We start from the raw sequence: 13,893 nt of genomic DNA on the forward strand, positions 1-13,893 counted from the left end.
CACCATGAAACCGCTTGACCTGTCAGGTCGGGCCTGACCCCATGCACCAGTCGGCCAGACTGCCCGAGGCGTGGAATGGCTGCCCACGATGCCGTGGAATCGATGCCCATCTTCCGTGGAATACGCATGTTAGCCGGCCGCTTGGCGGAAATACGGGGCGAGCGGAACAATAAACGAGCGCGTCAAGCCCGGTCCTTACCGTTCTGCGTCAGCGCTGATGGAGCGGCTCTCTCTATACATGGACTGCTGTCGTAACCATTGTGGACGCGCGCTAAGTCGGGTCCTCATTGGTGCCGCGGCTACGTGGTGACACGATATGTTGAACGCCCGTGCGAAGGCTGCCTTGATCCGGAAACAAGGGGGTTCCGGGGCAAGGCCAGACCGAAGTGCATGTGTCGTAACCTCCGGTCTGGTCTGTGCACCTCAGGCGGACTGGCCGATGCAGGAATGGCCTGCCAGTATCACGAGTTCCCGGACCCTTTGGATTGCGTCCGCCTCCAGATCGGTGTCCTCGTCTTCGTGCGTGCAGTAGGTGACTGCGTCAAGCGCCTCGCAGGCCAGAACAATCAGCTTTTCGAGTTGGCCTTTACATTCCGGAGTTTCTTCGGAGGCCGTCTCGTAAAGACCGTTGAAATGCATGTTGATGTCGTCAGCCGGCATCAGTCGGATTGAGCTATGGTCGGCAATCATGCGCCAGTCGGCGCACGCGGGACGATGAACATCGGGACGCGTGAGCAGGGCCGCGATACGGGCGAAGGCCTCTCTCGGCGGTCGTTGTCATTCGCGCTGGCATGCGTGTAGAGGCAGACGGCATCAACCGCCGTAACGGCGGCCTTGATGAGAAACTCCAAGGTGGCGTCCCCTTCCTGCTCAGGCACGATGTCAGCGCGGCCATAGATCTCGTTGAAGGCAGTGCTGATCACTTGGATACTGGTGGCGTCATTCTGCATGATTATCCGTCCCTGATCTGCCGTTTGCCCGTTGCGTAGTCTCGCAGCCGTGTTTCACGCGTCGTCATGCGTGTTTCTCGATCACGGACAGTCTGTGGACATTCGTATCGCTGACAGTGTCGAAGGGACGCAATATCTGCGAGCAGTCAACGTCGATCCGATTGATGTAGTCGCGCATCATCTCGATAGTGTCGCCTTCCGGATAATAATGCTTGTGGGTCACGTCGGTGAGTTCATGTCCCATAAGCAGCTTGCGTGAGTAATACGGCACCTCCGCCCGAGTGAGCTTTGTCTGGAAACCTTTCCGGAGCGAGTGGAAATCCCGGGCACGGTCGTAGATATCGCATCTCCTGCGGTAGTGGGTGAACCTCTTCGAAAAAATTTCGCTGAAGGTGCCTTTTGCCTGACCGCGATCGAGGTAAGTGAACAGCCTCTTCTGGTTCGCCGCACGACGCAACCGGACCAGCTTCAGTAGTCCGAGATCAAGAAGTGCGTCGGGGATGGGGATGCCTCGTTTTGCCGCCTTGGGCTTCCTGCTTTGCGATGATCCCGTGATCAGGACGTTGATCACCGGGACCCCTCAACCGTATCGAAATCATGTGTTCCGAGTTGCAGAAACTCTTCCATCCGAAATCCGGCGAAGAGGCCCACCAGCGGTGCCCAGAACAGCGGATCGCCCGGTTCCGAAAGCGGTTGCCGGTAAATCGGCGAGCCAAGAAGCTTGGGCAGGCGATCTCCCCAAGGCAAGCGATCGGCATCTTCCTCGTTCGCTAGGCGCCGGGAGAGTTCCTTGTAAGTCCATTTGACCTGCTTGACGGGGTTGTCTGGCCGCAAGCCTTCGAAAACCGCGAATCCCAAGATCTGATCCATCGTGTCCATATGACGTTTGCAAGTGTTGGTCCTGAGCCGCGGGATACGTAGTCCGTCAAGGCAATCTTCGATCTCGCCGGGATTCAGTCCGTCGCGTTGCATCTCGGCGCGGCGCCGCTCGATCGCGTTCCGTTGCTCGCGGTCGGTCTCTTCGATGACCTTTCGGACCGGACGACGGTCCTTGGACGACTTGCCGTGGCTGGCCGGTATCCGGTCAAGAAGCGAGAAGAAATCCGAGAGCAATGATTCGTCGATGTTTTCGACGAAGATATCGCCATGGGCTTCAAGAAAGAGGCGGACCGTCCCCTGGAAGTTCGCCCGGCTGGTCTTGGTGAAACGCTGGCCGGCCTTGGTGTCCGGCACCTCATGGCGCTTCTTCAGATCGAACCCTTCGGACCGGAGATCGAGGAACCGCGCGGTGTGCTCCGAGAAGCGGCGTCCGGCCTTGCTCTTCCTGATACGCTGCTTTCCGAGGGTCTCCGCTGGGGCTTCGTCCGGTGGCACAGCGCTCGCAAGAGGGTTGATGACTACGCGGATGTCGTTCGCAACTGACGAGAGCGCGCCATCGAGAGGCGCGAGTGAGGGGAGAGCGGCGGCAGGATCGAGACCTTTTCTCACGCAGTAGCGCAGGTATTCTTCCTAGAGAGTGAACAGCCCGGTCAGCATCATGTCGAACTGTGCGACGATCTCGTTGGGATCGTCGTGCTACCAGCCTTCACGGTCAGCCATCTTGAGAACGGCACGCTCAAACTGCGGATCGTCGATCCGGCTCGTGCCTGCGATGCCGGTCAGGGCTTCTCCCACCAGCGGAGGTGCGACCGTCGATGAAGCACGCGCGGCAGGCTCTAGCGGCAGGACCGCGAGGAGGTCTGGTCGGGGGGATGCCAATTGACGCGCCAACATTTCCGCCTGTGCGCGAAGGGCGGCTGCCATGTCCGCCACGGCGCGGTCACGATAGCTCTCGTCGTTCATCACGTCGTCCCTCACCATGGCGGTCTCGATGCTTCGCCGTTTCTCCTCGAACAGGATGTTCATCCTCGCAGCCCGTCTGCCAGCTTCCCTTGGACAGGTTGTGCGCAGGCTGACGGCGAAATGACCAAGCGAGCCGGACCCGGTGCCAGCCGGAACCGTGCCGAGAGTTTCAGTGCCACAAAAAGGTTGCGGAAGAATTAAAGCCGGCTTTCGCCGGCGCCACCAAAACATGTGTCCGCGCTTTACGAGATAGGGGGTCCTGGGCATTTTCAGTCGTCTCCGGGCACAGACCCGGGCACAGGGATGGGCACAGAGGACGTTAAAGCTGTCTGTAATCGCAGCGACTACGCGTAGCTATTTGATCTATATAGATCTTTCAATATATTGGCTCCGGCGGTAGGGATCGAACCTACGACCAATTGATTAACAGTCAACTGCTCTACCGCTGAGCTACGCCGGAACACGAGGCGGGATATAGCAACCTGTTCCGGGGGCGTCCAGAGCCGTTTGGCGCTTTTTCGTCAGGCAGCCGAAAAAACCGTATCGAGGGATAATTCGTCCGTAAAATCAACGGCTCCGACTTGGGCCAGGGCGATCAGATGGGCCAGGACGTTGCGTGTCGCCGCCGGCAGCAGCCCGGGCGGCACCGTGTAGATGCGCGCCGCCAGCCCTGCGGCGGAATCGGGCGACTGGCGCAGGGCGGCCAGAATCTGCGCCGTGCGCGCGCGGCGGTGGCGGGCCAGATCGGCCAGGCGGGGCAGCGGGGCCTCGATCGCGGGACCGTGGGCAGGCAGCAGGCAGCGGGGGGCCAGCGCCGCCAGCCGGTCCAGCGTGCGGAAATAATCGGCCAGATCCCCGTCCGGCGGCGAGATCAGCGTCGAGGACCAGCCCATCACCACATCGCCGCACAGGATCGTGTCGCCCGACTGAAAGGACAGATGCCCCGCTGCATGGCCGGGCGTGTGCAACGAGGTCAGCGACCAGTCGGGCCCCGACACCACCTCGCCATCGCGCAGCAGGCGGTCGGGGGCGAAGTCGTGGTCCAGCCCCTCGCCCCCACCCAGTCCCGTTGCGGCCAGCCGCGTCATCAGCGCCGAGCGCCCTGCCCCGGCATCGCCGAAGGCCAGGACCGGCGCGCCGGTCAGCCGCGACAGGCGCGCGGCGCCCCCGCTGTGGTCGCGATGGGCGTGGGTCACCAGGATATGGCTGATGCGGCCCTGACCGGCGCGGGCCACGGCCTCCTGATGGGCGGGCATGTCGGGGCCGGGGTCGATGACCGCGACGCTGTCGGTGCCGATCAGCCAGGTCGTGGTGCCCGGCCCGGTCAGGTCCGAGGGGTTTGGCGCCAGAATCGGCAGCGGCTCTTTCGCGGGCGTGCTCATGGCGCTAGCCTAGCGCGGCAAGCCGGAGGCCGCCATGACCAACCCCGCAGACCCCACCACGCTGCGCAAGCTGATCCCGCGCGGGCTGTATGCGCGGGCGGCGCTGATCCTGTTCCTGCCGGTGGTGGTGGTGACGCTGGTGGTCAGCGTGATGTTCCTGCAGCGCCATTTCGAGGGCGTGACCCGGCAGATGACCGCCAGCATGTCCCATGAGGTGGCCTTTGTCGCCAGGCTGATCGACAGCGCCGGCGGCCCGGAGGCCGCACGCCGCGCAGGCGTGTCGGTCGCCCGCCCGCTGGAGCTGGAGTTGACCCTGCCCGCGGTGCCTGCCCCGGCGGACCGCAGGCTGCGCTATGATTTCTCGGGGCGGATCGTCACGCAGGTGCTGCGCGAGGCGCTGCCGCAGATCGTCTCGGTCGATCTGGCCACGGATGACAAGCGCGTGGTCGTGGCGCTGGACGGGCCGCAGGGGCCCTATGCGCTGAGCTTTGACCGGCGGCGGGTCAGCGCGTCGAACCCGCATCAGCTGCTGGTGCTGATGGTGCTGACATCGCTGCTGATGACGGGGATCGCCACGATCTTTCTGCGCAACCAGCTGCGCCCGATCCGCAGGCTGGCGCATGCGGCCGAGGAATATGGCAAGGGGCGGATCGTGCCCTATCGCCCCTCGGGCGCGGTCGAGATCCGCATCGCGGGCACGGCCTTTCTGGACATGCGCAACCGGCTGGAGCGGCAGAACGATCAGCGCAAACTGATGATGTCGGGCATCAGCCACGACCTGCGCACGCCCCTGACGCGGCTGCGTCTGGGGCTGTCGATGGTGGGGCCGGACATGCCGCCCGAACCGGGCGACATCAGCGCGATGGAGGCCGACATCGCCGAGATGAACCGCATGGTGGACGGATTCCTGGACTATGCCCGCGACGATGCGGGCGACAGCCCCGCCCAGCAGGTGGCGGCGGCCGGGTTCCTGGAGACGCTGGTGGCCGATGCGCAGCGTGCGGGCCAGCAGGCGCAGCTGGTCCAGTTCGAGGGCGACCGCGACGGGCTGGCGACGTTCCGCCCAGACATGCTGCGCCGCGCGCTGGAGAACCTGATCGGCAATGCCGTCCGCTATGGCAACCGGGCCGAGATGGACGCGGCCCTGGGCCCGCGCAGCCTGCGCATCGGCATCGAGGATGACGGCCCCGGCATCCCCGAGGACAGCCTGGACGCGGCGATGCGGCCCTTTACCCGGCTGGACACGTCGCGGCGCAGGAACAGCGGCCAGGGCGCGGGGCTGGGCCTGGCCATCGCGGCGGACGTGGCGCGGGCGCATGGCGGGCAGCTGCGCCTGGGTCGCGGTCCCCGTCTGGGGGGGCTGCGCGCCGAGATCGTGATCCCCCGATGAGGCCATAATAGGCAGCATTCTTGCTGTCATATTGAACGCGCCGGGCGACGGCCCTAGATTGATGCGGTGCAGAGGCCGCGCGTCGCCATGACGGGGCCGCGGCTTCGGGCAGAAAGGACATACCATGACGGAATTCTCCACCCAGACCTATCCGGTGCTGCCGCTGCGGGACATCGTCGTTTTCCCGCACATGATCGTGCCCCTGTTCGTGGGCCGCGAGAAATCGGTGCGCGCGCTGGAAGCGGTGATGGAACAGGACAGCCCGATCCTTCTGGCCGCCCAGATGGATGCCGCGGTCGATGAGCCGACCGAGGAAGGCATCTATCGCACCGGCGTGCTGGCCAATGTGCTGCAGCTGCTCAAGCTGCCCGACGGCACCGTCAAGGTGCTGGTCGAGGGCCGAGAGCGTGTGGAAATCACCGATTTCGTGCCCCATGACGACCATTTCATGGCCGAGGCCCGCATCCTGGACGAGACGGATGGCGACGAAGCGACGCTGACCGCGCTGGTCCGCACCGTCACCGAGGAGTTCGAGCGTTACGTCAAGGTCCGCAAGAACATCCCCGACGAGGTCGTGACCGCCGTGTCCGAGACGACCGATCCCGGCAAGCTGGCCGATCTGGTCGCGGGCCATATGGGGATCGACCTGGACCGCAAGCAGGACCTGCTGGACACGCTGGAGATCGCCGCGCGTCTGGAGAAGATCTATGGCCACATGCAGGGCGAGATGTCGGTCCTGCAGGTCGAGAAGAAGATCAAGTCCCGCGTCAAGACCCAGATGGAGAAGACGCAGCGCGAATACTATCTGAACGAGCAGATGAAGGCGATCCAGAAGGAGCTGGGCGACGGCGAGGACGGCCAGAACGAGCTGACCGAGCTGGAGCAGAAGATCGCCGCCACCAAGTTCAGCAAGGAAGCCCGCGACAAGGCCGACAGCGAGCTGAAGAAGCTGAAGTCGATGTCGCCCATGTCGGCCGAGGCGACCGTCAGCCGCAACTATCTGGACTGGCTGCTGTCGCTGCCCTGGGGCGTGAAGTCGCGCACCCGCAAGGATCTGGGCCGCGCCGAGGCGATCCTGGATGCCGACCACTATGGTCTGGACAAGGTCAAGGAGCGTATCGTCGAGTATCTGGCCGTGCAGGCCCGCAGCACCAAGCTGAAAGGCCCGATCCTGACGCTGGTCGGCCCCCCGGGCGTGGGCAAGACCTCGCTCGGCCGTTCGATCGCCAAGGCGACGGGGCGCGAGTTCATCCGCATCAGCCTGGGCGGCGTGCGCGATGAGAGCGAGATCCGCGGCCATCGCCGGACCTATATCGGCTCGATGCCAGGTAAGATCATCCAGGCGCTGAAGAAGGCCAAGACCACCAACCCTCTGATCCTGCTGGATGAGATCGACAAGATGGGCCAGGATTTCCGGGGCGATCCGGCATCCGCCATGCTGGAGGTGCTGGACCCGGAACAGAACGCGACCTTCGTCGACCACTATCTGGAGGTGGAATACGATCTGTCGAACGTGATGTTCGTCACCACGGCCAACAGCTACAACATGCCGGGCCCGCTGCTGGACCGGATGGAGATCATCAGCCTGTCGGGCTATACCGAAGATGAAAAGCGCGAGATCGCGCGCGGCCACCTGCTGTCCAAGCAGATCGCCGCCAATGGTCTGCGCAAGGGAGAGTTCAGCGTGTCCGACGAGGCGCTGACTCATATGATCCGGTATTACACCCGCGAGGCCGGGGTCCGTTCGCTGGAGCGCGAGATCGCCAAGCTGTCCCGCAAGGCCGTGACCGAGATCCTCAAGGGCAAGGTCACGTCGGTCGACGTGACGCCCGAGAAGGTCGAGGAGTATCTGGGCGTGCGCCGCCACCGCTATGGCCTGGCCGAGAAGGAGGACCAGGTCGGCGTCGTGACGGGTCTGGCCTGGACCTCGGTCGGGGGCGACCTGCTGCAGATCGAGGCGCTGCGTCTGCCCGGCAAGGGCCGGATGAAGACGACCGGCAAGCTGGGCGACGTGATGAAGGAATCGATCGACGCAGCCTCCAGCTTTGTCCGTTCGGTCGCGCCCGAGATCGGGGTCAGGCCCCCGGAATTCGACAAGCGCGACATCCACGTTCACGTCCCCGAGGGTGCGACCCCAAAGGACGGGCCGTCGGCGGGCATCGCGATGGTGACATCCGTCGTGTCGGTGATGACCAACATCCCGGTGCGCAAGGACATCGCCATGACCGGCGAGGTGACGCTGCGCGGCAATGTGCTGGCCATCGGCGGGCTCAAGGAAAAGCTGCTGGCGGCGCTGCGCGGAGGGATCAAGACCGTGCTGATCCCGCAGGACAATGAAAAGGATCTGGTCGAGATCCCGGACAACGTCAAACAGGGCCTGACCATCATCCCGGTCAGCAATGTCCGCGAGGTCCTGCGCCACGCCCTGGTGCGCCAGCCCAAGGCGATCGAGTGGGACGAGGCCGCCGAAGAGGCCGCCGAGGCCGCCCGCCTGGCCGGTCAACGCGGCACCGACGGACAGGGCAGTACTGTCGCGCATTGATGCAGGACTGCCGGGCCGGGGACCCTCCCCGGCCCGGCGGCCGTCATGACGGTTGACGCAGGGTCAGACTAGGTTAGGCTGGACGATATCGCCTTGATCTGGGGGCTCAGCCATGCCGTCCGAGACCGTCGGAACCGATAGTCCACCCGCCCTGCCCGAACCTCATGCCGCGCTGGTGGTGAACAAACGCGACTTCATCGACCGCGTGGTCGCCGCCACCGGGGCCCGGCGCAGCGATGCCCGCCCGATCATCGAGGCGACGCTGGCGCAGTTGGGCATGGTGCTGTCCTCGGGGCAGACGCTGGCGGTGCCGCCCCTGGGGCGCGCGCGAATCAACTTGGAACGCGATGCGCGCGGCGGCGACGTGATCACCCTGCGCCTGCGCCGCAGGCCCGGTCCCGGCGAAAAGAGCTGAGGGAAACGGTTTTCGCCCTCTTGCAACCGGGCGCGGGCGGCGGTAAGAGCCTGCGCAGCGGGTGATTAGCTCAGTGGTAGAGCGCTTCGTTCACATCGAAGATGTCAGGGGTTCAAATCCCTTATCACCCACCATTCCCCCTCCGGTTTGCGCTTTCGGCCCCGCCCCCTTATATCGCGCAGCGACACCGTCAGACCGGATACCCCATGCCCGACCCGATCGCCCTTGCCGCGCGCCTGTCCGTCGCGCCGATGATGGACTGGACCGACCGCAACTGTCGGCGGTTCCATCGCCTGATGTCGCGCCGCGCGCTGCTGTACACCGAGATGGTGACCGCCCCCGCGATCATCCATGGCGACCGCCCGCGCCTGCTGGATTACGACGCGGCAGAACACCCGCTGGCCCTGCAGCTGGGCGGATCGGACCCGGCCGAGCTGGGTCAGGCGACCCGCATCGCCGCCGCTTGGGGCTATGACGAGATCAACCTGAATTGCGGCTGCCCCAGTGACCGGGTGCAGTCGGGGGCCTTCGGCGCGATCCTGATGACCATGCCGGAGCGTGTCGCGGCCTGCCTGCGCGCGATGCAGGATGCCAGCCCCGTCCCCGTGACGGTCAAGTGCCGCATCGGCGTCGACGATCAGCAGGCCGACCGGGTCCTGCCCGAATTCCTGGCGATGCTGCAGGATACGGGCATCCGCCGCGTGACCATCCACGCCCGCAAGGCCTGGCTGAAAGGCCTCAGCCCCAGGGAGAACCGCGAGATCCCGCCGCTGGACTATCCGCTGGTGCATGCGATGAAGACGCAGTTCCCCGACCTGCACCTGTCCATCAATGGCGGCATCGCGACGCTGGATCAGGCGCGCGACCAGCTGGCCGTGATGGATGGGACGATGGTCGGGCGGGCGGCGTATCACGAACCCTGGAACATCCTGGGTGCGGCGGATGCGCTGTGGGGCGACGCCCCGCCCTTTGCGACCCCCGCCGATGTCGCGCTGGCGATGCGGCCGATGATCGTCACGCATCTGTCGCAGGGCGGGCGCCTGCACCAGATGACGCGCCATATGCTGGGCCTGTTCCACGGCCTGCCCGGCGCCCGCGCGTGGAAGCGCACCCTGTCCGAGGGCGCCTCAAGGGGCGGCATCGAGGTCTATGACGACGCCCTGGCGCAGGTGACGTAGGCGGCCTAGCCCGCCCGTTCCGCGACCTTGGCGGCGTCCCACAGCCGGTCCATCTCGGCCAGGTCGCTGTCCTCGGGGCGGCGGCCTTCGGCGGCCAACGCCGCCTCGATCGACGCGAACCGCCGCGTGAATTTGGCATTGGCGCGGCGCAGGGCCAGCTCGGGGTCGATCTTGAGGTGCCGCGCCAGGTTCGCCATGACGAACAGCAGGTCGCCGAACTCCTCCTCCATCGCCTCGGGGCCCAGGGTGTCGCGCGCCTCGACCAGCTCAGCCGTCTCCTCGGTGATCTTGGCCAGCACATCGCCGGGACCGGGCCAGTCGAACCCCACCCGCGCCGCACGGTTCTGAAGCTTGACCGCGCGCGTCAGCGCCGGCAGGCCCATCGCCACGCCGTCCAGCGTGCCGCGTTCGGCCTTGCCCGCGCGTTCGACAGCCTTGATCGCCTCCCAATCCGCGACCTGCTGTTCGGCGGTCTTGTCGCGCGATTCGTCGCCAAAGACATGCGGATGGCGAAAGATCAGCTTGTCGCTGATGGCCGCGGCGCAATCGGCGAAATCGAACATCCCGGCCTCGCGCGCGATCTGCGCCTGGAACACCACCTGCAGCAGCAGATCGCCCAGCTCTCCGGGCAGCTCGTCCCAGGCTTCGCGCTGGATCGCGTCCTCGACCTCATGGGCCTCCTCGATGGTATAGGGGGCGATGGTGGCGAATGTCTGCTCCACATCCCAGGGGCAGCCCGTGTCGGGGTCGCGCAGGGCAGCCATGATGCCCAGCAGTCGGGTCATTTCGGCTGCGGGGTCGCGGGGGTCGGCCATTGCAATTCCCTTCGTCACGCGGATGATGCCGTCTTCGACTGCCACAGCGAAAGGTCCAAGTCCACATGCCCGTCCTGAACCGCATCGCCGATTTCGCCGATCAGATGACCGAATGGCGCCGTCACCTGCACCAGCATCCCGAACTGGGCTTCGACTGCCATCAGACGGCGGCGTTCGTCGCGGACCGGCTGCGCGACTTCGGCGTGGACGAGATCCACGAGGGGATCGGCCGCACCGGCGTCGTGGGCATCATCCGCGGGCGTGGCGAGGGCCCGACCATCGGACTGCGCGCCGACATGGACGCCCTGCCCATGACCGAGACGACCGGCGCGCCCTGGGCCTCGACCGTGCCGGGTCGGATGCATGCCTGCGGCCATGACGGGCACACGACCATGCTGCTGGGGGCGGCCAAGTACCTAGCCGAGACGCGCAACTTCGCGGGCCGCGTCGCGCTGATCTTTCAGCCCGCCGAAGAGAACGGCGGCGGCGGCGACGCGATGGTGCGGGACGGCCTGATGGATCGGTTCGACATCGCCCGCGTCTTTGCCATGCACAACAACCCGGGCCAGGCGATGGGCAGCTTTCAGACCACGCCCGGCCCGATCATGGCCGCCGTCGACACGTTCGAGATCCATGTCCAGGGCCGCGGCGGGCATGGCGCCATGCCGCATCTGACCGCCGATCCGATCGTGGCCGCCGTGGCCATCGTCGGCGCGATTCAGACGATCAGCAGCCGCAACCACCACACCGCCGACGACCTGGCCCTGTCGGTCACCCAGATCCATACCGGCAGCGCCGACAACATCGTGCCGGACACGGCCTACATCTGCGGCACGGTGCGGACATTCGCGCCGCATGTGCGCGACATGGTACGCCGCCGGATGACCCAGATCTGCGACGGCCAGGGCGCGGCCTATGACGTGGCCGTGCGGCTGGAGTATCAGCAGGGCTATCCGGCCACGGTGAACGACCCCGACCAGACCGCCTTTGCCGTCAGCGTCGCCCAGGAGATCGCGGGCACGGGCGGCGTCCACCCCGATGCGGGCCGCGAGATGGGCGCCGAGGATTTCAGCTATATGCTGAACGCGCGGCCCGGCTGCTATCTGTTCCTGGGCCAGGGCGACAGCGCGGGCGTCCATCACCCCGCCTATGATTTCAACGACGCCATTGCCCCCATTGGCGCCAGCTTCTTCGCCCGCCTGGTCGAGCGTGCACAACCTGCGTCCCTTTGATCACGAAGCCGTTGCCCGCCCTTGCCCGGAGGGGCCACGGCGCTTTCTTGCCAAGGGCGGGCGGCGCGGCTAGGTTGCGCGCCAATCCTGACGCGGCCCCGGTCGCGCCCCCAGACCGAAAGGACGATTGATGTTCGTGACCCCCGCCTATGCCCAGGCCGCCGGTGGCGCCGGAGCCGGAGCCGCCTTCGCGCAGTTCATCCCGCTGATCCTGATCTTCGCGATCATGTATTTCCTGATGATCCGTCCGCAGCAAAAGCGCCTCAAGGCCCATCGCGCCATGGTCGAGGCCGTCAAGAAGGGCGATCAGGTCATCACCCAGGGCGGCATCATGGGCAAGGTCACCAGCGTCGGCGAGGACCAGCTGGAGGTCGAGATCGCCCAGGGCGTGCGCGTCCGCGTGATCCGCTCGACCCTGGCGCAGGTGGTCAACAAGACCGAACCCGTCGCCGCCAACAGCTGATAAAAGGCCCACGCCCCCATGCTTCAGATCGACCGATGGAAGCGCGTCCTGATTTTCGGGATCTGCCTTCTGGGCCTGCTCTACGCGCTGCCCAATGCCTTCTACGCCCGTGTCGAGGCGCATAACGATGCCGTGGCCCGGATCGAGGCCACCGGCGTCGAGACGCCCGACCTGATCGCGGCGCGGGACGGCTGGCCGTCGTGGATGCCGTCCAATCTGGTCAATCTGGGGCTGGACCTGCGCGGCGGGGCCCACCTGCTGGGCGAGGTTCAGGTCGCCCAGGTCTACAAGTCGCGCATGGACGCGCTGTGGCCCGAACTGCGCGGCGCCCTGGCCGCCGAACGCGACACCATCGGCGCGGTCCGCCGCGTCCAGTCGCCCGACGGCACCCTGTCCATCGAGATCGGCAACCCCGACCAGATGGCCCGCGCCACCGAGATCGTGCGCGGATTTTCGACCCCCGTCACCACGCTGACCGGCGCGGGCCAGCAGTCGCTGGCCATCAGCGCCCAGGGCGCGACCCTGACCGTGCAGCTGTCGGATGCCGAAAAATCCGTGACCGACGACCGCACCATCCAGCAATCGCTGGAGATCGTGCGCCGCCGCGTCGACGAGGTCGGCACCCGCGAACCCACCATCATGCGCCAGGGCGAGGATCGCATCCTGATCCAGGTGCCCGGCATCGGCTCTGCCGCCGAACTCAAGGCGCTGATCGGCACGACCGCGCAGCTGACCTTCAACCCGGTTCTGGGCACCACCGCCGATCCGCAGGCCCAGCCCGGCGCGGGCCAGATCATCGCGCCCGCGATCGACCAGCCGAACCTGTTCTATATCCTGGAACAAAGTCCCGTCGTCACCGGCGAGGATCTGGTCGACGCCATGCCCGGCAGCGACGAGAACGGCCAGCCTTCGGTCAACTTCCGCTTCAACCCCACCGGCGCGCGGGCCTTCGGGTCCTATACCTCGGCCAATATCGGCCAGCCCTTTGCCATCGTGCTGGACAACGAGGTCATCTCGGCCCCGGTCATCCGCTCGGCCATCACCGGCGGTTCGGGGCAGATCTCGGGGTCGATGAATTTCGAGGAGGCCAATCAGCTGTCCATCCTGCTGCGCGCGGGCGCCCTGCCCGCCGAGCTGGAGTTCCTGGAGGAACGCACCGTCGGTCCCGAACTGGGACAGGACAGCATCGACGCGGGCAAGGTCGCGGCGGGCGTGGGTTTCATCGCGGTCATCGCGCTGATGATCCTGTCCTATGGCCGGTTCGGCCTGTTCGCGACGGTCGCGCTCAGCTTCAACATGATCCTGCTGTTTGCGGTCCTGTCGCTGATCGGGGCCACGCTGACCCTGCCCGGCATCGCGGGCATCGTGCTGACCATCGGCATGGCGGTCGATGCCAACGTCCTGGTCTTCGAGCGTATCCGCGAGGAATTGCGCAGCGCCCGCGGCCCCGCCCGCGCGATCGAGCTGGGCTATGAGAAGGCGATGTCGGCCATCGTGGATGCCAACATCACCACGCTGATCGTGGCGGGCATCCTGTTCGTCCTGGGCTCTGGCCCGGTCAAGGGGTTCGCGGTCACGCTGACCATCGGGATCGTGACCTCGGTCTTTACCGCGCTGTTCGTGACCCGCCTGATCACCATCATGTGGTTCGAGCGCGCGCGCCCCAAGCAGATCGAGGTGTGAC

The 13,893-nt window shown here is 65.9% G+C and carries 14 protein-coding genes and 2 tRNA genes; 8 read left to right on the forward strand and 8 right to left on the reverse strand.

Translation table 11 applies throughout. From position 1 onward, the window contains the following. Nucleotides 1–423 precede the first annotated feature (423 nt). The 7 genes from FA740_RS03995 to FA740_RS04025 form a co-directional block, all read right to left on the reverse strand. Nucleotides 424–660: a hypothetical protein gene (locus FA740_RS03995; protein WP_136855495.1), complete on the reverse strand. Its 237-nt coding sequence runs from the start codon at nt 658–660 to the stop codon at nt 424–426. 26 nt (nt 661–686) lie between these two features. After that, the gene (locus tag FA740_RS04000) at nt 687–950 is read right to left on the reverse strand and encodes a hypothetical protein (protein ID WP_136855496.1); all 264 of its coding nucleotides are present in this window, start codon (nt 948–950) and stop codon (nt 687–689) included. Nucleotides 951–1,014: 64 nt separating this feature from the next. Next, nucleotides 1,015–1,521 carry a site-specific integrase gene (locus FA740_RS04005; protein WP_136855497.1) on the reverse strand — a complete coding sequence of 169 codons (507 nt, stop codon included), beginning with the start codon at nt 1,519–1,521 and terminating at the stop codon, nt 1,015–1,017. Beyond that, nucleotides 1,518–2,438 (reverse strand): site-specific integrase, encoded by a 921-nt coding sequence (locus FA740_RS04010; RefSeq protein WP_136855498.1) that lies wholly within the window; start codon nt 2,436–2,438, stop codon nt 1,518–1,520. Before FA740_RS04010 ends, FA740_RS04005 begins: the two co-directional genes overlap by 4 nt. Nucleotides 2,439–2,525: 87 nt before the next feature. Beyond that, nucleotides 2,526–2,855, reverse strand: coding sequence for a hypothetical protein (locus FA740_RS04015; RefSeq protein WP_136855499.1), 330 nt, complete (start codon nt 2,853–2,855; stop codon nt 2,526–2,528). Nucleotides 2,856–3,177: 322 nt separating this feature from the next. After that, a tRNA-Asn gene (locus FA740_RS04020) sits at nt 3,178–3,252 on the reverse strand. 61 nt (nt 3,253–3,313) lie between these two features. Beyond that, nucleotides 3,314–4,174, reverse strand: coding sequence for an MBL fold metallo-hydrolase (locus tag FA740_RS04025; protein WP_136855500.1), 861 nt, complete (start codon nt 4,172–4,174; stop codon nt 3,314–3,316). 34 nt (nt 4,175–4,208) lie between these two features. Between FA740_RS04025 and FA740_RS04030 the strand changes: the two genes are divergently transcribed. The 5 genes from FA740_RS04030 (at nt 4,209) to dusA (ending at nt 9,699) form a co-directional block, all read left to right on the forward strand. Beyond that, nucleotides 4,209–5,564, forward strand: coding sequence for an ATP-binding protein (locus FA740_RS04030; protein WP_136855501.1), 1,356 nt, complete (start codon nt 4,209–4,211; stop codon nt 5,562–5,564). Between the two features lie 124 nt (nt 5,565–5,688). Beyond that, nucleotides 5,689–8,106 carry an endopeptidase La gene (gene lon / locus FA740_RS04035; RefSeq protein ID WP_136855502.1) on the forward strand — a complete coding sequence of 806 codons (2,418 nt, stop codon included), beginning with the start codon at nt 5,689–5,691 and terminating at the stop codon, nt 8,104–8,106. A gap of 112 nt (nt 8,107–8,218) precedes the next feature. Beyond that, on the forward strand, nt 8,219–8,521 hold the full coding sequence (locus FA740_RS04040) for a DNA-binding protein (RefSeq protein ID WP_136855503.1): 303 nt from the start codon (nt 8,219–8,221) through the stop codon (nt 8,519–8,521). Between the two features lie 59 nt (nt 8,522–8,580). Next, nucleotides 8,581–8,655, forward strand: a tRNA-Val gene (locus FA740_RS04045). Between the two features lie 72 nt (nt 8,656–8,727). Further along, nucleotides 8,728–9,699 (forward strand): tRNA dihydrouridine(20/20a) synthase DusA, encoded by a 972-nt coding sequence (gene dusA, locus FA740_RS04050; protein ID WP_136855504.1) that lies wholly within the window; start codon nt 8,728–8,730, stop codon nt 9,697–9,699. A gap of 5 nt (nt 9,700–9,704) precedes the next feature. Here the strand turns inward: dusA and mazG are convergent, their stop codons facing one another. Beyond that, the gene (gene mazG / locus FA740_RS04055) at nt 9,705–10,514 is read right to left on the reverse strand and encodes a nucleoside triphosphate pyrophosphohydrolase (protein WP_136855505.1); all 810 of its coding nucleotides are present in this window, start codon (nt 10,512–10,514) and stop codon (nt 9,705–9,707) included. Nucleotides 10,515–10,579: 65 nt separating this feature from the next. Between mazG and FA740_RS04060 the strand changes: the two genes are divergently transcribed. The 3 genes from FA740_RS04060 to secD all read left to right on the forward strand — a co-directional run bounded on the left by FA740_RS04060 (nt 10,580) and on the right by secD (nt 13,892). After that, the gene (locus FA740_RS04060) at nt 10,580–11,746 is read left to right on the forward strand and encodes a M20 aminoacylase family protein (RefSeq protein ID WP_136855506.1); all 1,167 of its coding nucleotides are present in this window, start codon (nt 10,580–10,582) and stop codon (nt 11,744–11,746) included. A 130-nt stretch (nt 11,747–11,876) separates the two neighbouring features. After that, nucleotides 11,877–12,209: a preprotein translocase subunit YajC gene (gene yajC / locus FA740_RS04065; RefSeq protein WP_136855507.1), complete on the forward strand. Its 333-nt coding sequence runs from the start codon at nt 11,877–11,879 to the stop codon at nt 12,207–12,209. A gap of 18 nt (nt 12,210–12,227) precedes the next feature. After that, nucleotides 12,228–13,892: a protein translocase subunit SecD gene (secD, locus tag FA740_RS04070; RefSeq protein ID WP_136855508.1), complete on the forward strand. Its 1,665-nt coding sequence runs from the start codon at nt 12,228–12,230 to the stop codon at nt 13,890–13,892. The last annotated feature ends 1 nt before the right edge of the window (nt 13,893 follow it).

It is taken from the genome of Paracoccus hibiscisoli (assembly GCF_005048265.1).
GTDB lineage: Bacteria > Pseudomonadota > Alphaproteobacteria > Rhodobacterales > Rhodobacteraceae > Paracoccus > Paracoccus hibiscisoli.